General features: G+C 52.3%; 22 protein-coding genes. All 22 read left to right on the forward strand.

Annotated elements, in window-relative coordinates:
- Positions 1-78: 78 nt before the first annotated feature.
- The 22 genes from GF409_07640 to GF409_07745 all read left to right on the forward strand — a co-directional run bounded on the left by GF409_07640 (position 79) and on the right by GF409_07745 (position 23275).
- Positions 79-930, forward strand: a complete 852-nt coding sequence (locus GF409_07640) for an SDR family oxidoreductase (GenBank protein ID MBD3427082.1) — start codon at positions 79-81, stop codon at positions 928-930.
- Positions 923-1240 carry a hypothetical protein gene (locus GF409_07645; protein MBD3427083.1) on the forward strand — a complete coding sequence of 106 codons (318 nt, stop codon included), beginning with the start codon at positions 923-925 and terminating at the stop codon, positions 1238-1240. The genes GF409_07640 and GF409_07645 overlap by 8 nt, the downstream gene beginning before the upstream one ends.
- Positions 1167-2600 carry an amino acid permease gene (locus GF409_07650; protein MBD3427084.1) on the forward strand — a complete coding sequence of 478 codons (1434 nt, stop codon included), beginning with the start codon at positions 1167-1169 and terminating at the stop codon, positions 2598-2600. The genes GF409_07645 and GF409_07650 overlap by 74 nt, the downstream gene beginning before the upstream one ends.
- A gap of 75 nt (positions 2601-2675) precedes the next feature.
- The gene (locus tag GF409_07655; protein MBD3427085.1) at positions 2676-2861 is read left to right on the forward strand and encodes a hypothetical protein; all 186 of its coding nucleotides are present in this window, start codon (positions 2676-2678) and stop codon (positions 2859-2861) included.
- A gap of 9 nt (positions 2862-2870) precedes the next feature.
- On the forward strand, positions 2871-3269 hold the full coding sequence (locus GF409_07660; protein ID MBD3427086.1) for a hypothetical protein: 399 nt from the start codon (positions 2871-2873) through the stop codon (positions 3267-3269).
- Positions 3270-3316: 47 nt separating this feature from the next.
- A complete protein-coding gene (gene gap, locus GF409_07665; GenBank protein ID MBD3427087.1) occupies positions 3317-4306 on the forward strand; it encodes a type I glyceraldehyde-3-phosphate dehydrogenase in 990 nt (329 codons plus the stop codon).
- 29 nt (positions 4307-4335) lie between these two features.
- Complete coding sequence (locus GF409_07670) at positions 4336-5832, forward strand: BON domain-containing protein (GenBank protein MBD3427088.1); 1497 nt, start codon at positions 4336-4338, stop codon at positions 5830-5832.
- Positions 5833-5877: 45 nt separating this feature from the next.
- The gene (locus GF409_07675) at positions 5878-6600 is read left to right on the forward strand and encodes an ATP-binding cassette domain-containing protein (GenBank protein MBD3427089.1); all 723 of its coding nucleotides are present in this window, start codon (positions 5878-5880) and stop codon (positions 6598-6600) included.
- A complete protein-coding gene (locus GF409_07680) occupies positions 6576-7685 on the forward strand; it encodes a SufD family Fe-S cluster assembly protein (GenBank protein ID MBD3427090.1) in 1110 nt (369 codons plus the stop codon). Before GF409_07675 ends, GF409_07680 begins: the two co-directional genes overlap by 25 nt.
- A gap of 131 nt (positions 7686-7816) precedes the next feature.
- On the forward strand, positions 7817-8548 hold the full coding sequence (locus GF409_07685; protein ID MBD3427091.1) for a DUF72 domain-containing protein: 732 nt from the start codon (positions 7817-7819) through the stop codon (positions 8546-8548).
- Between the two features lie 19 nt (positions 8549-8567).
- Positions 8568-10289: a DNA polymerase/3'-5' exonuclease PolX gene (gene polX / locus GF409_07690; protein ID MBD3427092.1), complete on the forward strand. Its 1722-nt coding sequence runs from the start codon at positions 8568-8570 to the stop codon at positions 10287-10289.
- Between the two features lie 13 nt (positions 10290-10302).
- Positions 10303-12351: an NAD-dependent DNA ligase LigA gene (ligA, locus tag GF409_07695; GenBank protein MBD3427093.1), complete on the forward strand. Its 2049-nt coding sequence runs from the start codon at positions 10303-10305 to the stop codon at positions 12349-12351.
- Positions 12352-12365: 14 nt separating this feature from the next.
- On the forward strand, positions 12366-12794 hold the full coding sequence (locus GF409_07700) for a CBS domain-containing protein (GenBank protein ID MBD3427094.1): 429 nt from the start codon (positions 12366-12368) through the stop codon (positions 12792-12794).
- 11 nt (positions 12795-12805) lie between these two features.
- On the forward strand, positions 12806-13531 hold the full coding sequence (locus tag GF409_07705) for a ZIP family metal transporter (protein MBD3427095.1): 726 nt from the start codon (positions 12806-12808) through the stop codon (positions 13529-13531).
- Positions 13532-13542: 11 nt separating this feature from the next.
- Positions 13543-15951 (forward strand): phosphoenolpyruvate synthase, encoded by a 2409-nt coding sequence (gene ppsA, locus GF409_07710; protein ID MBD3427096.1) that lies wholly within the window; start codon positions 13543-13545, stop codon positions 15949-15951.
- Between the two features lie 13 nt (positions 15952-15964).
- The gene (locus GF409_07715; GenBank protein MBD3427097.1) at positions 15965-16168 is read left to right on the forward strand and encodes a dodecin domain-containing protein; all 204 of its coding nucleotides are present in this window, start codon (positions 15965-15967) and stop codon (positions 16166-16168) included.
- Positions 16152-17600, forward strand: a complete 1449-nt coding sequence (locus GF409_07720) for a hypothetical protein (protein MBD3427098.1) — start codon at positions 16152-16154, stop codon at positions 17598-17600. Before GF409_07715 ends, GF409_07720 begins: the two co-directional genes overlap by 17 nt.
- Positions 17554-18390 carry a TIM barrel protein gene (locus tag GF409_07725; protein ID MBD3427099.1) on the forward strand — a complete coding sequence of 279 codons (837 nt, stop codon included), beginning with the start codon at positions 17554-17556 and terminating at the stop codon, positions 18388-18390. Before GF409_07720 ends, GF409_07725 begins: the two co-directional genes overlap by 47 nt.
- A gap of 4 nt (positions 18391-18394) precedes the next feature.
- The gene (locus GF409_07730; GenBank protein ID MBD3427100.1) at positions 18395-21079 is read left to right on the forward strand and encodes an HAD-IC family P-type ATPase; all 2685 of its coding nucleotides are present in this window, start codon (positions 18395-18397) and stop codon (positions 21077-21079) included.
- Positions 21080-21088: 9 nt separating this feature from the next.
- The gene (locus GF409_07735; protein ID MBD3427101.1) at positions 21089-22243 is read left to right on the forward strand and encodes a hypothetical protein; all 1155 of its coding nucleotides are present in this window, start codon (positions 21089-21091) and stop codon (positions 22241-22243) included.
- Between the two features lie 33 nt (positions 22244-22276).
- Positions 22277-23062 carry a DNA-formamidopyrimidine glycosylase gene (gene mutM, locus GF409_07740; GenBank protein MBD3427102.1) on the forward strand — a complete coding sequence of 262 codons (786 nt, stop codon included), beginning with the start codon at positions 22277-22279 and terminating at the stop codon, positions 23060-23062.
- Positions 23063-23080: 18 nt separating this feature from the next.
- Positions 23081-23275: a hypothetical protein gene (locus GF409_07745; protein ID MBD3427103.1), complete on the forward strand. Its 195-nt coding sequence runs from the start codon at positions 23081-23083 to the stop codon at positions 23273-23275.
- Positions 23276-23277: the final 2 nt, after the last annotated feature.

A 23277-nucleotide genomic window follows, 5' to 3' on the forward strand; every position in this document is an offset into this window, starting at 1 on the left:
GATCAGTAAAGAATAAATGAGGCTCCGGGCGTTATGGATTGACCCGTTCGAAGAAGGGAGAAAAAGATGTCACGCGAAATGCCAGAAACATTCCCCCCCCAGCACCAGGAAAGGTCACCGGGACTTGAGAAGGACATGATACCGAAACCTCTTTGCAAGGGCGAATGGTACATGGGAAGCGGAAAGCTCAAGGGAAAGGTCGCTATCATCACCGGCGGCGATAGCGGTATAGGACGGTCTGTCGCGATCTTTTTCGCACGGGAGGGCGCCGATATTGCCATAGTGTATTATGACGAGCATGAGGACGCGCGAAAGACCGCCCAGATGGTGGAAGAGGAAGGAGGAAAGGTCATTCTGCTGCCCGGGGACGTGGGCAAGTCCTCTTTCTGTGAGGAGGTCGTGCGGAAAACCCTGGATAAATTCCGGAAAATAGACATACTGGTGAATAACGCGGCGCATCAGCCTTTCCAGGATAACATAGAGAGCCTTACCGACGAACAGCTTGAGAGGACCTTCAAAACGAACATATTTTCATATTTCTTTCTCACAAGGTCCGCGGTCAAGCACTTAAAGCCGGGCAGCTGTGTGATAAATACCAGCTCGGTCGTAGCTTACAGGGGCACTACGCATCTATTGGATTACAGCGCCACCAAAGGCGCGGAGGTGGCGTTCACCCGCTCTTTGGCACTGCTTTTCGCGGAAAAAGAGATACGCGTTAATGCCGTCGCACCGGGACCGATCTGGACGCCTTTGACCCCGTCAACGTATCCTCCTGAATACATGCCGGATTTCGGGGAGCAGACCGTCATGAAAAGGGCGGGGCAGCCGGAAGAGGTCGCGCCCTCGTATGTTTTTCTGGCCAGCCGGGACTCATCCTACATGACCGGCCAGGTCCTTCATCCCAACGGGGGTGAGATAATCAATGGCTGAGAGGGGGCTGCTGAAAGATCTCGGTCTCGATCCGTTATCCAAAGCCGTCTCCAAGAGGATTAGGCAGCTCATGACCGGCCAGCCAGGCAGGAGATTCACCGATTATCACGAAAGGTTCGGGGCAAAGAGACCGCTAAAAAAAGCGTTCATGTTCATTTCGGCAGGGATATTCTGGTTGATAGCGCTCGTTCTTTCAGTAGCGCCGGGACCGGGTTTTCTATTCTTCCTGCTGGGGCTTGCGGTCATCGCCGCGCAGCTGGCTCCGGCAGCACGGTTTCTGGATCTTCTGGAATCGAAGATCCGTAAATAAAACACCTTCGAGTTCTACTGGTGAATCGATCCGTCGATTAGGAGCTAGAGTGACGAAGGACGATCTAAAAATAGTACTTGGAAGATGGGATTCGGTGGCCATAGTTATTGCCATAGTCATCGGCGTCGGTATCTTCAGGGTCCCTTCCGAGGTCGCCACGTACATAAAAAGCCCCTGGCTGATTATGGTCGCTTGGCTTGCGGGGGGCCTCATCTCTCTGGTGGGAGCGCTTTGTTACGCGGAACTTGCTTCTACTTTTCCCGAGACAGGCGGCAACTATGTATACCTTAAGAAGAGTTACGGGCCCTTGACCGCTTTCCTTTTCGGGTGGTCGGAACTTTTGGTGATAAGGGCGGGGTCATTGGCTGCGGTCGCTTTCATCTTCGCCGAATACCTGGCTTCCTTCCTGGGGGCGGACAAGCTCCTCGTAAAGCCCTTTGCGGTATTCTCTATAGTTCTGCTGGGTGTGGTGAACATCGCCGGTCTCCGGCAGAGCAAGAGAACCCAGAACTTTTTCGTGGTGGTCAAGCTTCTGGCGCTTGTCGCGCTCATATTTCTCGGCTTCATATCCGGTGAAGGTGACTACGGCAGATTCCGGATGTCCTTTGAAGGCGGGGGAGGAGATACTTTATATTTTTTCGGTGTGGCCCTTATCCCCATACTGTGGACATATGGGGGATGGCATGAGAATGTCTTTGTCGCCGGAGAGACGATAAACGCCAGAACGACCCTGCCCTTTGCGCTTGTCACTGGTATAGTTTCGGTCATAGTGCTGTACCTGGGGGCGAACGCTCTTTATCTTTATCTTTTTCCGCCAGAAGCGATCCAGCGAACCGATATCGTCGCCGCGAAAGTGTTCACGCTGCTTCACACCCGCTATGGCAGGAAGATCTTCGAATCGGTCGTGATAGTATCCTCGATAGCGACCATTAATTCGATGATAATGACCGGTTCAAGAATAACCTATGCCATGGCTCGAGACTTAAGGTATTTTAGATACTTCAACCGCCTCAGCAAGAGGCAGGCGACGCCCTACCGGGCGATCATCGTTCTTGCGGTATGGTCGGTGTTACTCGTTCTGTGGGGGACATTTAACAGGCTTTTGTATTTCGCGGGGTTTCTTGTATGGATATTCTTCGCCCTGGTAGTCGCCGGTCTTATCATTCTCCGCTATAAATACCCTGATAAGAAAAGGCCCTACGCGGTGTGGGGATACCCTTTTCTGCCGGCAGCTTTCATGATGGTTTCATTTGCTCTTGCCGTGGTCTCTTTCGCTTCGCATGTTCAAACCTCTCTTGCCGGGCTGGCGATCCTTGCCGCTGGATTGCCGCTGTATTATTTCTCGAAGAGAAAGGAATAAAGCGCGTGGAGAATAGTCAACAAAATGGTGAAACTGGCAATTGTTCTGGGGGGGATAGTCTGTTAACCTGTTCGCATGATGAAAAGAACTTTCAGACAAAGCAAAGATGTCGCCGGGCTTGAGAGCGAGGTAAAGGATAAATTAAAGAAGAGGAGCAGGCGGCTGAACAGCATGGACGGCATGCTTGCATCAAGGGGAGAGTTGAAAGCTGAACCCGATCGGGTTAACGTTGAGACCTTAAGAAGTATCGTCGAACCATAAGGAGGTAAGATGTTTCTGCTGGATGTATTGTTCGCGCTATTGATCGCCATAGCGGTTACGGCGGTTTTCGTAGTTCTTCTTAGGAAAAGAGGCCCCTGGCCGAGCGTCTGGATGTTCTTCGCGGTCATTTTTCTGGTGAGTTGGGCCGGAAGCCTTTGGATAGTCGCCACCGGACCGGTTTTTTACGGGATACCATGGCTGACCATACTGATAATAGGACTAATAACCGCTGTTCTTCTGGCGTCCGTGGCCCCGCCGCAACCACCCAGGACCAAGGCCGAGGTAGCTGAAAAGGCCAAGCAGGTCGAAGCGACCGAAGAGGTCTTCAACTTCTTTTTCTGGATACTGGTGATACTGCTTGTTTTCGTGATAGTTCTGGGTTACTGGTCGCTACCAAGAGCATACTGATAAAGCCCGGATCCCGTTCAAGAACGAACCGAAAAGGAGGATATACCATGAAACGCGTGGCTATAAACGGATTGGGAAGAATAGGGCGCGCGGCGCTCAAAATAATCATCTCCAGGCCGGAATTCGAGCTGGTGGCCGTGAATGATCTTGTTCCGACCGATAACCTGGCGTACCTTCTGCAGTACGACACGGTTTACGGCAGGTACGAAAAGGAAGTATCGTACGAAGAGGACGATCTCTGCATAGACGGTAAGGAGCACAAGGTGCTTCACATGAAGGACCCGGCGCAACTTCCGTGGAAAGACCTTGATGTGGATATCGTTTTCGAATGCACGGGCGTTTTCGGGAAAAAAGAAGAGCTGGAGAAACACGTGAAAGCCGGGGCAAAAAAGGTGATACTTTCAGCCCCTTCAAAATCGGAAGAAGTGCTTACGATCGTTCACGGAGTCAATGTCCAGGAGGGAGAGGATAATATCATCTCCTGCGCAAGCTGCACGACCAACTGCATAACGCCCGTGGTGGAGGTCATGTCGAGGAGGATCGGCATAAAAAAAGCGGTAATGACAACCATACACGCGTATACATCCACCCAGGCGATCGTGGATTCACCGGCGAGTAAATGGCGCCGGGGCAGGGCCGCGGCCTGCAACCTGGTGCCTACTTCAACGGGAGCGGCAAAGGCCACCATAAAGGTGCTCCCCCAATATGAGGGGAAATTCGACGGCGTTGCCGTAAGGGCTCCCGTTCCGGTGGGTTCGGTGGCGGACCTTGTCTTCGTCACCGAGAGAGAGACCACTGAAGAGGAGGTCAACTCCATATTCATAGAAGAGTCCCAGACCCAGAGATATAAGGGCGTTCTGGGCGTCGCCAAGATACCGGTGGTCTCATCCGACATCATAAAAGATCCCAGGGCGTCAATTTTTGACCCGGACATGACAAGGGTCATTGACGGCGATCTGGTCAAGGTGATGAGCTGGTATGACAACGAATGGGGATATGCCAACCAGATGGTGAACGAAGCCTTAAAAGGAAAGTAATAAATATCATCTAAGGAAAAGGGAGGATAATGAAAGAACTTAGGATAATATTCGTTTGTTTGGTTCTCGTGGCGGCAGTTGTGATCCTTCCCGGAGCGGGTAGCATCATCGCCGGCGCGCAGGAAGGAAAAATAACGGACGAGGAGATAACCCGCCAGGTGGAGAGCGAACTTCTGTACGATCCCGGCGTGGCTTCACACCTCGTCGATGTCAAGACCTATGAGGGGGTTGTCACCTTATCAGGGTCGGTCGATAACATCCTGGCGAAAGAAAGGGCCGGTCGGATATCCGAAACCGTAAAAGGCGCCAGGAGCGTTGTCAACGAGATCGAGGTCAGGCCCCTTGGAAGAGGTGATATGGATATACGAAGGGATATTGAAAAGGCTCTCCAGCTCGATCCGGCGGCGGATTCGTACGAGGTTACCGTTCGGGTGGAAGAAGGAAGCGTTACTCTCACCGGCCAAGTGGATTCCTGGGCGGAAAAGTCCCTTGCCGGAAGAGTGGCCAAAGGTGTTGCGGGCGTCAAGGAGGTGGACAACGTCATAAGTGTAGTCTACAAGAAAGAAAGACCCGATTTCGAGATAAAGAGCGACATACAGCAGAAACTTGAGAAGGATATTTATGTCGCATCCGGACTGATAGACATCTCGGTGAATGACGGTGACGTGACCCTTTCGGGCAGTGTCGGAAGCGCCTTCGAGAAGACACGGGCTGTGCTTGACTCCTGGGTCGCCGGGGTGGAATCCGTCAATGACCAGAAGCTCGAGGTCGTCCCGGTATTCGAGGACAAAATGCAAAGAAAGGGAGAGATTGTTGTAAAAGGGGATGAGAAGATCGAACAGGCGGTAAAAGATACCCTGAAATACGACCCGAGGGTGAATTCTTTCGATATAGACGTTTCCGCTGATGAAGGTGTGGTGACCCTGCGCGGCAAGGTCGATAACTTCGCCGCCAGGCGTGCCGCCACCAGGGACGTCAGAAATACCGCGGGAGTTGTCAGTGTGATAAATTTCATAAAGGTGCGGCCGCTCAAGGCGCCCGATGACGCTATAATAGCGGGTAACGTAAGAAGTGCCATGGAATGGGACCCTTATCTTGAGAAGTACGAGATCAGCGTGACCGTGCGCAACCAGAAAGCGTATCTCTACGGCGTGGTGGATACCTATTTCGAAAAGAGAAGGGCCAGTGATGTCGCTTCGCGTGTTTTCGGGGTGGCCGATGTCCAGAACAACCTCACTGTCAGTTATGTCTGGCCCCTTAAGAGCGACAAGGCCATTAAGAGGGATGTCCAGGACCAGCTTTTCTGGAGTCTTTTGGTCGATTCCACCGATATACAGGTGGAGGTGGATGATGGCACGGTGACCCTCAAGGGCCAGGTCTATGACTGGGCGGAACTTGACGCGGCTGTGCAGAACGCTTTCGAAGGTGGAGCTTACAAGGTCGAAAGCGAGCTTAACATAAAGGGCCAGGAAGAGACCTATCCGGCCATCTACGACTTTTATGATTACTACTGGTGGATGGATTGAACCGGTCCGGTCGCTCTGACCTTACGTTAACGAGAGGATGAAGGCATGCTGGAAATAAGGGACCTTTCCGTCGAGGTCGAGGGCAAAGAGATCCTTCGGAATATCGATCTCACCATCGCCGACGGCGAGGTGATGGTGATGTTCGGTCCGAACGGAAGTGGGAAATCCACTTTGGTGCGCGCGATCATGGGTTACAGCGGTTACCGGGTCAAGACGGGAGAGATTTTGTACAACGGAAAGAACGCCGGCTCTCTCTCCATAGAAGAGAAGGCCAGAGCGGGGATAGGGGTGATGTACCAGCACCCGCCGGCAATAAGAGGCGTAAGGCTCAACCAGATAGCCCGTTATATGTCCGATGACGATGAAAGGATCAAGACTCTCGCCGGAAAACTCTCTTTAAAGGGCCACCTGGACAGGGATATCAACCTCGCCTATTCCGGGGGCGAGATGAAACGCTCGGAACTATTCCAGGTACTGGTGCAGGATTGCCGGACCCTGCTTCTTGACGAGCCCGAATCGGGTGTTGATATAGAGAACGTCGCCCTGATGGGCAGGGTTCTCAATGATCACCTGAAAGAAAGCGCGAGGTCCTCGCTTATCATCACCCATACCGGGTACATACTTGATTACGTGGAAGCGGCAAGAGCCTGTGTTCTGCTGGAAGGTACCATCTGGTGTGACGGGAGAAGTCCTAAGGAAGTTTTTAAAAGTATCCGCGAGGAAGGTTACAGTAAATGCAAAGAATGTCAGGACAGGACCACAAGCTGAGCGATGTTGTAGAAAAGAATGACCGCGAAGACGTGGAGTCATCCGGCATGGACCTTGCCGAAGAGGGAAGGTCAGCGAGTTTTTTGCAGCAGGATGAGGATCTTCTTTTTTCAAGAAGCATCCACGAGGGCGTTGAGGTCCTCAAGATGGAGGATGCCCTTAAGAAGTACCCGCAGGCCGAGGCCCTTTACGGGAAAGCTTTCGGGAAGGCTAAAAAGGAATATCCCCCAAGAACGAGCGGCGGGTATTTCATCCGCGCGAGAAAGGGCCAGAAAATAGAAATGCCCGTTCAGGCCTGCCTTTACCTGAAAGCTCTCGGCTCGAAGCAGAGGGTGCATAATCTCATCGTGGTCGAGGAAGGGGCCGAGCTTTATCTTATCACCGGATGCGCGGCGTCCAAGGCGGCGGGGGAGAGTTTCCACCTGGGGGTGTCCGAATTCTTCGTCGAGGACGGTGGTTACCTGAACTTCACCATGATCCACTCCTGGCGGGAGGATGTCTCGGTCAGGCCCATGAGTGTCGCTGTTCTCGGCAGAGATGCCAATTTCATATCCAATTATGTCTGTCTGAAACCCGTAAGCGACATAACCATGTACCCGACCGCTCTTCTGGAGGGAGCTTCATCGCGAGCCAGTTTCAACTCGCTCATCATTTCTCATCCCGATACCGTGCAGGATATAGGCGCCCGGGTCGTCTTCAGGGGCGAGCAGACCAAGGCGGAGATAGTTTCCAGAGCGGTCAGTTACGGAGGGAAGGTGATCGCCAGGGGCCACCTTAAAGCCGAAGAGCGCAAGATAAAAGGTCACCTGGAGTGCCGGGGGCTTGTGCTTACCGAAAAAGGCATTATACACGCAGTGCCGGAACTTGAAACCGATTACAGGGACGTGGACCTCTCCCACGAAGCGGCGATAGGCAAAATAAGCAGGGACGAGATCGAGTACCTGAGGTCGCGCGGCATGTCCCCGGAAGAGGCCCAGTCGGTCATTATTCGCGGGTTCATGGATATAGAGATACTCTCCCTTCCCCCCAGGATAAAAGAAGAGATAGAAAAGATGGAGGAGGCCACCCTCAGATCGGGAATGTGAGGTATTGTGTTCAAGCTTCGAGCTCGGTCTTGCCGGCAGTTTCTTTTCTCTATTTTCAATGTGGAAAAAGGTCAACAAAATGGTGAAAAAGACAATGGTAATCTTATGTTTCTATCTGTTATCGTAATACTATGGGTAAAAAGGGGCGGATCCATATAGGCACTTCCGGCTGGCATTATGACCACTGGAAAGACGTATTCTATCCCGAAGGTCTCTCCAGCGGGGATATGCTGGATTTTTACAGCGGAAAATTCCGTACGGCGGAGATAAACAATTCCTTTTACAAGTTACCTTCCAAGAAGACCTTCAAGGGATGGAAAAAGCAGGTCCCGGAAGAGTTCATTTTTTCGGTAAAGGCGAGTCGTTACATAACCCACATGAAAAAGCTTAAATGCGGCAAGAGGCCGGTGAACAGGCTGATCAGGAGCGTGAACGAGCTGGGCGGGAAGCTGGGGCCGGTACTCTTCCAGCTTCCGCCTGTCTGGGGCAAGAACTGCCAGAGGCTGGAACAATTCCTCTCGATCCTTCCTCGGGGGATGCGGTACACTTTTGAGTTCCGTAACAGCGACTGGTTCAGCGAAGACGTCTACAGCGTGCTCCGTGAGAAGAACGCCGCTTTCTGTATATACGAACTCGACAAAAAGATCTCCCCTAAAAAAGTCACCGCCGATTTCGTTTACGTCCGGTTACACGGTCCGGACGGTCCCTACAAGGGCAAGTACAGCAAGAGAAGCCTTTCCGGATGGGCGGGGGCTTTCAGCACCTGGCTGAACAAGGGGCTTGACGTCTACTGTTATTTCGATAATGACCAGAAGGGATACGCCGCCTTTAACGCGTTGGAACTGAAGAAAATGATGGAATGAATTTACCTGGGAGAGGTATATGCCCGTGCACAATAAGGATATATCGGATATTTTTGAGAAGATGGCCAATCTTCTTGAGATAAAAGGAGCCAACCAGTACAGGATACGAGCTTACCGGAACGCGGCGCAGACGGTCAAGAACCTTTCCAAGAACGTATCTGACCTGGTGGATGAAGATGAGGACCTCTCCGAGCTTCCCAATATAGGCAAGGATCTTGCGGGCAAGATAAAGAAGATACTCAAAAAGGGAACCTTCCCGGACCTTAAGAAACTCGAGAAGAAAGTGCCGCCCAAGCTGGACGATATTATGCAGATATCGGGGCTCGGAGGTAAACGCGTCAAAAAGATCTACGACCAGCTTGAAATAAAAAGCCTGGAGGATTTGCGTAAAGCGGCCGAAGAAGGACAAGTCAGAAAGATCAAGGGGTTCGGCAAAAAGACCGAAAAGAGCATACTCGAGGGTATCGAAACGATAGAAGAATCCGGCGAAAGGCTCAAGCTCGCCGTTGCCGAGAAGATAACGCAGGACATTGTGAGCCACCTTAAAAAGGACAAGAAAATAAAGGACATCACCATCGCAGGGTCCAACAGGAGGAAAAAAGAGACCGTGGGCGACGCGGATATTCTTGTAACCTGCAAAAAGGGTTCTGGGGTAATGGACAGATTCACCGAATACGAGGACGTGGGCAAGGTCCTGGCCAAGGGGAAGACCAAGTCATCTGTGAAACTAGAATCAGGGTTCCAGGTGGACCTCAGGGTATTGCCACAGGTGAGCTATGGAGCCGCACTCATCTATTTCACCGGTTCAAAGGCCCATAATATCGCGATAAGGAAGATAGCCGGCAAGAAAAAGTTCAAGATCAACGAATACGGGGTCTTCAGGGGGGATAATAGGGTAGCCGGCAAGACCGAAAAAGAGGTTTATGAAAAGATAGGGCTCGAATACATAGAACCGGAGCTCAGGGAAAACCGGGGCGAGATCGAAGCCGCGAAAAAGGGAAAGCTCCCGGACCTTATAGAATCCGGGGATATCAGAGGCGATCTTCATACGCATACCAAGCTCACCGACGGTAAGTATACCCTCGAAGAGATGGTGGACGCGGCAAAAGAGAAGGATTACGATTACGTGGGCATAACCGAACACTCAAAGCATGTCAGCGTGGCGGGGGGGCTCAAGGCCAAAGAGGTTGAAAGGGAGATCAAGCGGATAGACAAGCTCAACAAGAAGCTGAGGAAGATCACGGTCCTGAAGGGAATAGAAGTGGATATTTTGGAGAACGGGTCACTTGACCTTCCAGATAGTCTGCTCAAGGAGCTTGATTATACTGTTTGCGCGGTCCATTACAAGTTCGGCCTTTCCAAGAAAAAACAGACAGATAGGATCCTGAAGGCCATGGACAACAAATACTTTAATATCCTGGCGCACCCCACGGGAAGGATGCTGAAAGAAAGGGAGCCTTACGAGCTCGATATAGAGAGGATCATGAAAGGAGCCAAGAAAAGAGGCTGTATACTTGAGCTCAATTCACATCCCGAGAGGCTGGACCTTAACGACGTATATTGCAAGATGGCCAAGGAAATAGGGGTAAAGATAGCGATATCGACCGACGCGCACAGTATAGACGAACTTGATTACATCAAATACGGCCTGGGGCAGGCAAGAAGAGGGTGGCTCGAGAAAAGCGACGTGGTCAATACCGGCACGCTGAAACAGCTGAAGAAAGCCTTTAAACGGAAATGACAGGATTAAGAACATGGATTTCAAAAAAGATCCCAAAACAAAGTTCAAGGATGTTAAAAAGCTGAGCAAGAAAGAGGCTAAAGAACAGGCCGAAGTTTTGAGGGAAGGTATCAATTACCACGATTATCTTTATTACGTGAAGAACAAGCCCAGGATATCCGACGCAAAATACGATAAGCTCTTCAAGCGGCTTGAGGAGCTTGAGGAAGCTTATCCGGACCTGAAGAAGGAGAACTCCCCCACCCGGCGCGTTGGAGCCGAGCCCGTCGATGAACTTAAGAAGGTCAAACACCGCTCAAGCATGCTCAGTCTCGAAGCCGCGCTTGAAGAGAAGCAGGTCAAGGATTTTCATAATTCGGTCAAAAAAAAGATCTCCGGGAAAGTCATTTACCTTGCCGAACCCAAGTTCGATGGTCTTTCTGTGGAACTTGTATACAAGGGCGGCAGGTTCGAAACAGGTTCCACCAGGGGTGACGGCAGAAAAGGTGAAGATATAACGCGCAACCTCATGACCATTGGCAGCGTACTGCCGGAGCTTCAGGGGTCGGGGGAGGCGCCGGAGCTTCTTTCAGTCCGGGGCGAGGTCCTTATGCGCAAGGATGGTTTCCAGAAGCTTAACAAGCAGCGGATAGAGAACGGGCAGGACCCCTTCGCCAATCCACGTAACGCCGCGGCCGGACTGATGAGGCAGCTTGACCCTAAAAAGGTGGCGGGTAAACCGATGGATCTATTCGTTTACGAAGTCATGGAATGCAAGGGTGAAGATTTTGATTCACACCTCAAGACCCTGGAAAAGCTTCAAAAATGGGGGCTTAAGGTCAATAGCCAGAACAGCAAATGCACTTCTTTCTTTGATATCAAGAAATACCACGGGAAAATGGAAAAAAACAGAGACAAGCTCGATTACGAGATCGACGGAGTCGTAATAAAGGTCGACGATATGGAAAAGCGCAGGAAGCTGGGGACAAGGGAAAGGAACCCCAAATGGGCGCTCGCCTGGAAGTTCTCCCCGCGGGAGGAGGCGACCACCCTGGAAGACATAGTCGTCCAGGTAGGAGCAAGCGGCATGCTGACACCGGTGGCTCTCTTGCAGCCGGTAGATGTCGGCGGGGTTACCATAAGCAGGGCCACCCTGCACAACGCTGACGAGGTCCGCGAAAAGGACGTGCGCCCCGGAGATAAGGTCAAGGTGCAGAGAGCGGGTGATGTTATCCCGGAAGTGGTCAAGAGGATAAAAAGATCAGGGAAAAAACGCGGAAAGAAATTCCACATGCCGAAAAAATGTCCTTCCTGCGGGAGCAAGGTCCTTAGGCAGGGCGCTTATTACTTCTGTCCGGCGGGGCTTTCCTGCAAGGCGCAGCTTGCCGGCAGGATCATACACTTCGCTTCGCGCGAGGCGATGGACATCGAGAATCTGGGGGAAGAGACCATAAAGAATCTTGTCGACAGGGGTATGGTAAGCGACATGGCAGATCTCTATAAACTCAAGAAAAAAGACATAAAGAAGCTCGAGGGTTTCGCGGATAAATCCGCCGGTAAACTTAAAAAGTCCATACAGCATTCCAAAAAGGCCCGGCTGGATACGTTCCTTTACGCGCTGGGGATACACCATGTCGGGGGCCATATCGCCAGGGTCCTGTCTGAAAAATACGGCACTCTTGAAAAGCTGAAGAAAGCGGATCTTAAGGACCTCAAGAAAACTCCTGAAGTGGGAGATGAGATCGCCGAAAGTGTTAAGGAGTTCTTTAGCCGTGAAGAGAACCTTAAAACGTTAAAAAGACTGAAAAGGGCCGGTCTTGAGATCAAAAAGATGCCGAAGAAGAAAAAGAAAAAGTCCTTCCGGGACAAGACTTTCGTTTTTACCGGGGAGCTTGATGACTTCACCCGGGATGAGGCCAAGGGGGTGGTCGAGGATCTGGGGGGACGGGCTACATCCAGCGTCAGCGATAACACCGATTACGTGGTTGTCGGGGAAGATCCCGGATCCAAACTGGAAGAAGCCCAAAAAAGGAAGATCAAGACCATAGACGAGAAGAAGTTCAAGAAGATGGTGAGATCATAATACGGAGGTGTGTTATGAAAGTAAATGAGCTCATGACAAAGGGCGTTGAAACGGTGAGGCCCGATACTATGCTCGAAGAGGTAGCCGGCAAGATGAAGGACCTGGGCGTGGGGAGTATACCCGTCTATGACGGCAAGCTGCTTATGGGAATGATCACCGACAGGGACATAGTCATAAGATCGGTTGCGCGGGGCGAAGACCCCGCTGGAACGAAAGCCGGCGACACCATGAGCACCGAGGTGGTCACCTGTTATGAGGATGAGGATATCGCCGCCGTGGCGAAAATGATGAAATCGAAGAAGGTCAGGAGGATACCGGTGGTCAGCCGTGATAACGAGCTGGTGGGCATGGTCTCACTGGGGGATATCGCCGAAAGAGGCGACGTGAAACTGGCCGAAGAGACCCTGGAAAAGATATCCGAACCTTCACAGCCGAATAAATAAGGAGGTATCCGTTGCTTTGGCAGCCCCTCACAGCCAGTATACTTGCAAGTGTCGTTACCGCCGCGGGCATATTCACGATAAGCCGCTTCCGTGAGTGGAGCAAGGGCCGTTCGGTGTATATGATGAGTTTTGCCGCGGGAATACTCATATCGGTATCGTTTCTGCACCTTATCCCGAAATCCTTCAGCATGAACAGCTCCTCCCCGGGTTTTCTGCTGGCGGGTTTCCTTGGGCTGTACCTTGTCAACAGGATGATGAAGATGTATTTCTGCGAGGAATACGAATGCGAACCTTATGTTACGGGCATGATCCCCATAATAGGGATAGGTCTGCATTCGTTCATAGATGGCCTGATATACGTGGTGACCTTCAAGGTGGATGTCCTGACGGGCGTGCTCGCGGCCATAGGCATGGTCCTGCATGAATTCCCGGAAGGCATAGTAAGCTACAGCATGCTTAAAAGCGGGGGTCTTTCCAGGGGAAGGAGCGCGGTCTACGCTTTTATCGCCGCGGGTCTTACCACACCACTGGGTGTTCTTCTGGGATACCCTTTCATCACAAAGATCGGCGTCCCGCAGCTGGGTCTTGCGTTAGCGGTATCGGCCGGCGCCCTGGTCTATGCCGGGGCAAGCCATCTCCTGCCGTCGATCGAAAAGGAGAACCGAAAGTTCACGGTGCTCACCCTCGCTGTGGGGGTACTGGTAGCGGTAGCGATGGTGTTTTTCAAGAACAGATAGATGGAGGAAGGATGACCAAAAAAAGATCGAATAGTTCCATAAAGTGGTTCGATGAGATAGATTCGGGTGATGTCGCTCTGGTCGGAGGCAAGAACGCCTCACTGGGTGAGATGATAAGCTCCATGAAAAAGCAGAAAATACGTGTCCCGGGAGGATTCGCGACCACCGCTCAAGCCTATCGCGGGTTCATCAACTCAGGTGACCTCGATGAAAAGATAAAGACAAAGCTCAGGGAGCTTAAGGAGGGAGATACTTCACTCGATAAGGCGGGTAAAGCCATAAGAAGGTATTTTCTTAATACTGAGTTCCCTGAAGAAACAGCCGAGCAGATAAAGAAGGCCTATGCCGATCTCTGCAGGAAGCATGATTCCGACCAGATGAGTGTGGCGGTCAGAAGCAGCGCTACCGCGGAAGACCTGCCGGAGGCGAGTTTCGCCGGGCAGCAGGAGACTTTCCTTAACGTCTCGGGGGCGGATGACGTTCTCGAAGCCTGCCGTAAGTGTTACGCTTCCCTTTTCACCGACAGGGCGATAAGTTATCGCCAGGAGCAGGGTTTCGATCATATGAAGGTCGCCCTTTCGGTGGGCATTCAGAAAATGGTAAGGGCCGATAGAAGCGGTTCCGGGGTCATGTTCTCAATAGACACCGAGACCGGCTTCAGGGACGTTGTCATCATAAACGCTTCCTGGGGGCTAGGGGAAAATGTAGTCCAGGGAGCCGTTAATCCTGATGAATACAGGGTGTTCAAGCCATTTATCGGCAAGAAAGGGCTCGAGCCGGTGATCGAGAAGTCCCTTGGTGAGAAGAAAAAGAAAATGGTCTATTCCAAAGGCGGCAGCAAAACGACCAAAAATGTCGATACTACGCGGAAGCAGAGGCGTTCTTTCGTTCTCGGTGACGGGGAGATACTTAAGCTTGCCAAATGGGCCCGGCAGATAGAAGAACATTATGAGAAGCCCATGGATATAGAATGGGCCAAGGACGGGGAAGACGGTGAACTTTACATAGTGCAGGCCCGCCCCGAGACGGTACAGTCCCAGAAGGAAGCGGGCAATCTCAAAACTTACAGGCTCACCGAGAAGGGAGAGAAGCTGCTCGAGGGTATAGCAATAGGCGAGGCCGTGGCCGCCGCGAAGGCGCAGGTCATAGAAAACGCGGATGAAATAGACAGGTTCGAAGAAGGCGCTCTGCTAGTAACGGGGATGACCGACCCGGACTGGGTGCCCATAATGAAGCGCGCGGCCGGGATAATCACCGACCAGGGCGGGCGCACTTCGCATGCAGCCATAGTGAGCAGGGAACTGGGGATACCGGCTATCGTAGGAACGGGGGAGGCGACAGACAGGCTCGAAGACGGGCAGCAGATCACGCTTTCATGTGCCGAGGGAGAGACAGGTAACGTTTACGAGGGGCTTCTGGATTACGAGGAATCGGAGGTGGATATTAAGAAGATACCCGAGACTCGTACCAGTATCATGATGAACATAGCCAGCCCATCGGCGGCTTTCAGGTGGTGGAGGCTGCCCTGTAAAGGTATCGGTCTGGCCAGGATGGAGTTCATAATCAACAACATAATAAAGATACATCCCATGGCACTCGTCGGGTTCGATGACTTGGAGGATAAGTCCCTGAAAAAAGAAATAGAGCAGCTGACCCGGGGCTATAGTAACAAGGAAGAATATTTCATAGACCATCTCGCGAGGGGGATAGGAAAGATCGCCGCCTCCCAGTATCCCGAGAAGGTGATAGTCAGGATGAGCGATTTCAAGACCAATGAATACGCGAACCTTATCGGCGGGGAGCTTTTCGAACCGGAAGAGGATAACCCCATGCTGGGTTTCCGCGGCGCCAGCAGGTATTACAGCGATGAATACAGGCAGGGGTTCGGACTGGAGTGCCGGGCTGTCAGAAAAGCCCGCGAAAAACTCGGATTCGATAACGTTCTGGTGATGATCCCCTTCTGCCGGACCCTCGAGGAGGCCGACAGGGTCCTTGATGTCTTAAAGGATAACGGCCTTGAAAGGGGGTGTAAAGGGCTTGAGGTATACGTTATGTGTGAAGTTCCCTCCAACGTGATCCTGGCTGATGAGTTCGCACGCCGTTTCGACGGTTTCTCCGTGGGCAGCAACGACCTTACCCAGCTTGTCCTGGGCACGGACCGGGATAACGAGCAGCTCGCCGAGATATTCGACGAAAGGAACCAGGCGGTTAAATGCGCAATAAGCGACCTTATAGACAGAGCCCACAAGAACAAGACGAAGGTAGGTATCTGCGGTCAGGCTCCGAGCGATTATCCCGACTTCGCGAAATTCCTTGTCAGCCGGGGTATTGATTCTCTTTCCCTGAACCCGGACAGTGTTATAGAGGTAATAAAAGCGGTATCCAAAATAGAGAAGAAGTTGAAGAAAAGGAACAAATAACAGGGAGGTAAGGATGTCCATAGTCAAAGTCATTGAAGTTCTTGCGCAATCGCCCAAAGGCTGGGAAGACGCCGCCAACCAGGCGCTCGCAGAAGCCGGCAGGTCCGTGAACAATATAGAGAACATCTATATAAAGGAGTTCCAGGCGATAGTCGAGGATAACAAAATAACCCAATACAGAGTAAATGCGAAAATATCGTTTGTCGTGGAAAAATAATACTTCCGGGGTCTCCGATTATTACGAGGCCCCGGTTGTAAAGAAAAGAATGGCCCAGTACCTCGGGGGAGAGACCCTGGAGGATGCTACGGCGATTTATGTCACGCGCTGTGACAGCTGGACCAAGCTCAAGACCATAAAGAAGCCGAGCGAACTGGATTTCTTCCTGGGGGGGCAGTCCGATGTGGGAAGGTCATTATGGGATAAGAAATACCTTATCGCGCATCTTGATATCGAGTACGTGAACTTTGACTTTCCCGCGGAACCCTACCTGGACCAGGAAAGAAGTTTCTCGCTGCAGGTTCCTCTTGTGGATACCATAAAGAAGATACTCGCCCAGTACGGGATAGCGCCCTTTCACCTGGTGACCGGCAGGGGCCACCACTTCACCTGGCTCCTCAGGCAGGACTCGGAGGCTTTCAAGAAACTTAAGGATTGCGGGCATCTTTCCAGGTATCTGGCGAAGTTCTACCGGATGGGACACGGCCCCGAAGGTGAGAGCATAACCAGGGATCTTGCTAAGGCCTATTCGGGGCTCGGGCTCGTACTGGAATCCCTGGTCTGGCGCGTGCTCGTATCGGGCTCGTTAGGGACAGAGATTCCCGTAAAACCGTTCTGTTCGCCGGAGAAAAAATGCGAGCGCGGTTGGGAGGCCCTGATAGTGGATATTTCCGAATACGGAGATCCTCTGCATACCAGAATGATAAGGCTGCCGTTCAGTCTGTACCTTAAACCTTGGGAAGAGGATGTCCTGTCCGAAGGGGGCATCGGGCCCAAGACGGGCCTCTCCTGCGCGATACCCGGTGACGGACTGGATACGAGCCTCTTTGCAGAAGTGACGCATAACCCCGAGAGGATACTGGACCTGGCTGCCGGTTCGGACGCGCATATACCGGATACTTCTGTCGAGATGGAAAAGCTTATCATGGACTACGAAAGGTCCAGGGTGAAATATTATCATGACTGGTTCTTTTCCCGGGAACAGTGCCGTCCTTCAGAGTGGCCCAGGACGTATGACCTTTTTTCGCTGAGCGCGCTGCCTCCCTGCGCGAGGAAGATCCTGACCGAACCCAATGACCTTCTGCTGAAGCCTGTATGCATCGATTATCTGGTAAAGATACTGCTCTCTCTGGGATGGCACCCCAGGCATATTGCCGGCATCATGCGGTCCAAGTACGAACGTGACCACGCGTGGGGCGATCTCTGGTACCACTATGACGCCGGTCTCCGCGCGGACTTTTACTGCAGGGTCATAACCAGCGGCATATTCCTGGGGACCGATAAGCTCGATACCTTTGGATGTGAATTGCCGCGCAAGTTCTGCTACTGTGAAAAGGACTGTCCCGGGCTTGAGAAATACCGTTTATCTTTATTGAAAAGGAGGGATGATGGAAAGCTGGCAAGTAGCCCTTTCAACAGGCTGCTTTTATAAAATGAGCATTTTTGACGTACTCGAGCCGATAAAGAATTCCGGATTCGCGGCGGTGGAGGTGTGTTCTTCGCCGGGGCATCTGGATTATCATGATCCCGAAAAAGTGCGTAAAGCGCAGGCCTTGCTTTCGGAACTCGGACTGGAGGCGATGTCTTTTCACGCGCCTTTTGCCAAAGGTATAGACATAACAAGTCCTGATAGAGGTGAACGCGAAAGGTCCGCGGAAGAGATCATGAAGGCCGCCGAGGCCGCAGAAATACTCAGGGTCAAGAACTTCGTCATACATCCGGGGCCGGAGAAAAACCAGGCCCCGCCGGCAGAGGAATTCCTCAAGCGCATGAAAAACTCCGCCGAGTTTGTGCAGGAACTGGCTGCAAGGTGCCAGAAGTGTGGGATGAGGCTTTTGTTGGAGAACATGATACCGAGCCTTCTTTTCGGGCATATCAGGGACCTGGTGTGGATAATAGCCTCGGTAAGCTCGCTTAACGTAGGCATTTGCCTGGATACCGGGCACGCCAGTATAGGCTCGCCCCTGGGCAATATCCCGAAGAAGATCTCGGGATATCTCGATATGCTGCATGTTAATGATAACCGGGGTGAGGTGGACGAACACCTGCCCCCCGGGGAGGGAACGGTCGACTGGGGACAGCTGGTAAGAGACCTCGAAGCAATGGGTTTCTCCGGAGGGATGGTGCTTGAGCTTTCGGGCGACAGGGGTTTCACTATGGAGCAGGTCCTGGAGCAGGCTGTTGATTCAAGAAAATTCCTGAAGGACCTTCAGCGCGGGTAGTCAAATGGCAAAGAAAAAGCAGAAAACACATAAACCATGGTCTTTAGAAGCCGGTGGCATCGCTGAGAAGCTGGATGTCGATCCCGGCAAGGGTCTCACTGAGAGCCAGGCCGATTCCAGGCGCCGTACCCATGGGGCCAACGTTCTGCGCAAGAAAGAGGAAAAGAGCCCCTGGGTGGTCCTTCTTAACCAGTTCAAAAGCGTTATAATCGTCCTGCTTCTCTTGGCGGCGGGACTTTCCTTTGTCTTCGGCAAGAACATGCAGGGTATAGCGATACTAGTTGCGCTCATCATAAACGCGGCGGTGGGATTTTTCACGGAACTGAAAGCCGTCCGTTCCATGGAGGCCCTTGAGAAGCTGGGCAAGGTCTCTACCAAGGTCTTGAGGGACGGTAATATCACCAGCATCCCCGCCGACAAGCTGGTCCCCGGTGACGTTGTGGTCTTTGAAGGGGGAGACATAATCTCAGCCGACCTTCGTATATACGAATGCTCTAAGCTTCAGGCCGATGAATCGACCCTGACGGGCGAATCGACCCCGGTCAATAAAAGCGCTCAGGCGGTAGATGAAGAAACTGAACTTGCCGATAGGTCCAGTATGCTCTTCAAGGGGACATCGGTCAGCCGCGGGTCCGGCAAAGGCATAGTTACCGCAACGGGCATGGAGACCGAGCTCGGCGAAATAAGTTCGCTGGTGGAGCAGGCGGAGGAGGAGATAACACCTCTTGAGAAGAAACTGAACAGGCTCGGCAACAATCTTATCTGGGTGACCATCGGAATAGCCGTTGTGTTGGCGGGCATGGGCATTCTCTCCGGCAAGCCCGTTTTTATCATGGTTGAAACATCCATAGCCCTTGCGGTGGCCGCGGTTCCCGAAAGCCTCCCGGTTGTGGCCACTATCGCACTGGCCAAGGGCATGTGGAGGATGGCAAAAAAGAATGCGGTGGTAAGAAGGCTTTCTTCGGTCGAGACCCTGGGCTCGACAAGCGTCATATTCGCCGACAAGACCGGCACTCTTACCGAGAACAAAATGAGCGTGAAAAAGATATTTCTTAAAAACGAGGATATCGAGATCACCGAAAACGGTTCCTTTGTCTCCGGCGGGAAAGAGATAACCCCGCAAGAGGATGAGGGCTTGAGGCAGGTTCTCAAAAACGGGGTTCTCTGCAATAATGCCAGCCTCGGCGCGGAAGATGAAGATAACGGAAGCGTTCACGGCGAGCCTCTTGAAGTGGCTTTGCTGGAAGCGGCCAGAAAATGCGGTATGGAGAGAGATGATCTGGTGAAAGAACTTCCCGAACAGAAGGAAGTGGCTTTCGATCCCGAGGTCAAGATGATGGCGACATACCACAAGACGGACGGTGAGTTCCATGAAGCCGTGAAAGGCGCCCCGGAAGAAGTTATTGCTTCTTCCGGACGTGTCTATCTCACGGAAGGGGAGGTGGGGGACCTCACGGATGAGCAGAAGAAAGACTGGTTGAGCCGGGCGGATAAAATGGCCGAAGAAGGCCTCAGGGTCCTCGCCGTGGCCCAAAAGAGCCGGGATGACGCCGAAGGCGAACCTTACGACGATATCGTGTTGCTGGGGCTTGTGGGGTTTTACGACCCGCCGCGGGAAGAGATAAAGCCTCACATAGAAAAGTGCCGCAAGGCGGGGATGCGCCTTGTGATGGTTACCGGTGACCAGCCTCTTACGGCAAGAAGCATAGCGCGCCAACTTGATCTTGTTGAGGATGCCGACCCCAGAGTGGTCATGGGCAAGGAGCTCTCCCGGGAAAAGGAACAGATGGATGATGATGAGAAAAAGAAGCTCATCCGGGCGGATATTTTCGCAAGGGTCAGCCCCGCTGACAAGCTTGACATAATATCGCTGCACCAGAAGGACGGTTCCATCGTGGCCATGACCGGGGACGGGGTGAACGACGCGCCGGCCCTGAAGAAGGCGGATATAGGTATAGCCATGGGTAAAAGGGGCACGCAGGTCGCCACCGAAGCGGCTGACATGGTGCTCAAGGATGATTCCTTCGCGACGATAATCTCCGCCATAGAGCACGGCAGGGTCATATTCGCTAACATAAGGAAGTTCATACTCTATCTTATTCCCTGCCATGTCAGCGAAGTAACCGCGATCGCACTGGCGCCGCTGTTAAAGATGCCTCTTCCCATACTGCCCCTTCAGATACTTTTTTTGAACATCATAACGGATATTTTCCCGGCATTGGCCTTGGGCGTGAGCGAGGGAAGTTCCCGTGTCATGGAAAAGCCCCCGCGTGATCCGGAGGAGCCCATTATAACCCGTCCTCACTGGTTATGGATAACCGTCCACGGGATCATCATGGGGCTTGCCGTTCTGGTATCGATGCATACGGCAAGGGCATGGCTCAATGTGAGCACGGAAACGGCTGTCACAATATCGTTCCTCACCCTCGGTCTGACCTCTCTCTGGCACGTTTTCAACGTGAGAGAGAAAGGCTCCGGGCTTTTGACGAATGACGTGGTCAGGAACCCCTTTGTCTGGTTAGCCGTTCTTCTGGGGATACTTCTTCTATGCGCGGCTGTGTTCGTGCCGGGGCTTAACAGCGTCATGCAGCTTTACGCCCCTGACTTCAGAGGGTGGGGCCTTGCGGTCATTGTGAGCCTGATACCGCTATTGATCGGTCAGATAGAAAAAAGCTTTAAACAAGGATAGGAGGAAAAAATGGATCTATTCACTCGTGAAGACCTGAACGCTCTGATAGACGAAAACGATTACCCCTGCATCTCTATTTACATGCCCGCGGTGGTCAAGGGCCGGGAGGTCAGGAAAAACCCCATATTGTTCAAGAACCTCGTCGAAGAAGCCGAAAAGGAGGCTTCCAGAGAAAAGTATCCCCAGCTTTACGAGACCGCGCACAGGCTCCAGGAGGATACGTTCTTCTGGGGGCACCAGGAAAAGGGGATGGCGGCATTTCTCTCACCGGGGATTTTCAAGTATTACCGGCTTCCGGTCGAATTCCCCCAGGAGGTGGTCGTGACCGACCGGTTCCACGTGAAACCGCTTCTTGAAATGTTCATGGAAACGGGAGAGTTCTATATACTCGCTTTCAGTGCCAACCAGGTGAGGTTCTTCAGGGGCACGCGCTTCTCGGTCGACGAGATAAATATAGAAAGCATGCCGAAGGATATGGGTACCGCCCTAAGATTCGATGTGCCCCAGAAGTCAATTGAGTTTCATACACGTACTTCGCCGTCCAAGGGAGGCGCCCAGCGGCCCGCCGTTTTTCACGGGCAGGGGGTAGCCGGAGATAAGAGGGAACATAAAAAGAACATACTGCGTTACCTGCACAAGATCGATGATGCCTTGAAGGGTTTTTTACGCGACAGCAAGGCCCCGTTGGTCCTGGCGGGGGTCGAGTACCTTCTTCCGCTTTACAGGGAAGCCAATTCCTATAATTTCCTGCTTGAAGAAGGCATTAAAGGCAATCCCGAGCGGATAAAACCTGAGCAATTGCACCGGGAGGCGTGGAACATAGTAGAGCCGCATTTCAAGCAGAAGAGGTTGGAAGACACGGAGAAGTTCCAGATGATGGCCGGAAAAGAAAGTCCGCTGGCCTCCACCGACCATAAAACGATAGTGCAGCAGGCCTATAGGGGGAAGGTCGGGACGCTCTTCGTGGCGGTTGGCCGTCACAAGTGGGGACGGTACGACCCGGAGCATGATTCGTTCAGACTTGATTCGCCGAAAAAGAATGATTCGGAGGACCTCCTGGAACTGGCGGCGATCTATGCGATAAGGCACGGAGGGAAGGTTTATGCTCTTGAAGCCGGGGAGATGCCCGCTCACTGCGACGTCGCGGGTATATTGCGTAAGTGAATCGAGTAACCAACGAATACAAGGGGGCCAGGTATGCCTGAATTGCCGGACGTAGAATATTACAGAAGGTACCTCGAATCGACAGCCATGCGCAAGAAGATAAAAAGCGTAGAAGTTCAGAACGCCAAAGTATTAGAGGGTGTATCCGCCAAAAAACTCGCAAAGGTTCTCAAGAACAAGAAGTTCACTTCCACGCACAGGCGCGGCAAGAACCTTTTTGTTTCCTTTGCCAAGGATAAGTGTCTCTATATGCATTTCGGGATGACGGGCGAACTTAAATATTTCAAAGGGGATGAAAAAGAACCCGACCATGCCAGGGTGCTTTTCGGTTTCAGCAACGGCTACAGGCTCGCGTTCATGAATCAGAGGCTCCTGGGAAAGGTCTCGGTGACGGGGCCGGCGGATGAAGTTATCGCCGAGAAGGATCTGGGTCCGGACGCTTTGGAGATATCCTACGAAGATTTCAAGAAAGGAATAAAAGGCAAGATCGGGGCGGTCAAATCCGCGTTAATGGATCAGTCGATATTATCGGGCGTGGGCAACATTTACGCGGATGAGATACTTTTTCACGCGCGGATACACCCCAAGACCACGCCCAAAAAACTTAGCGGGAACGCCCTGAAAAGAATATACAGGAACATGAAGAAAATTCTTGAAAAAGCTATCGAGAAAAAAGCCGACCCGGATAAATTTCCCCGTACCTGGATAATCCCTGCCAGGGGAGAAAAGGAGAAATGCCCGCGTTGCGGCGGCGGGATAAAGCGCATAAAGATATCCGGAAGAAGCAGCTACTTCTGCCCGCGCTGCCAGAAAAAATAAACCACAAAGGGAGAAAAAATGGATAAAAAAGATGATATAAAAATCGCTCGCAGAGGTGTCCACGGGAGGTTCTGGCGCTATATCATATGGGCCGTGATAATATGGCTTTTCCTTGCGTATTTTCTGAGGGAGAAGCCTGAAGTGGCCGAGAAGGTCATCCCCGGAGAAGCCGCGCAGCTCGAGCGGGCGGAGGATACGCAATCCGCTGAATAGAA

Source organism: Candidatus Omnitrophota bacterium (assembly GCA_014728045.1).
Taxonomy (GTDB): Bacteria; Omnitrophota; Gorgyraeia; order Tantalellales; family Tantalellaceae; genus WJMH01.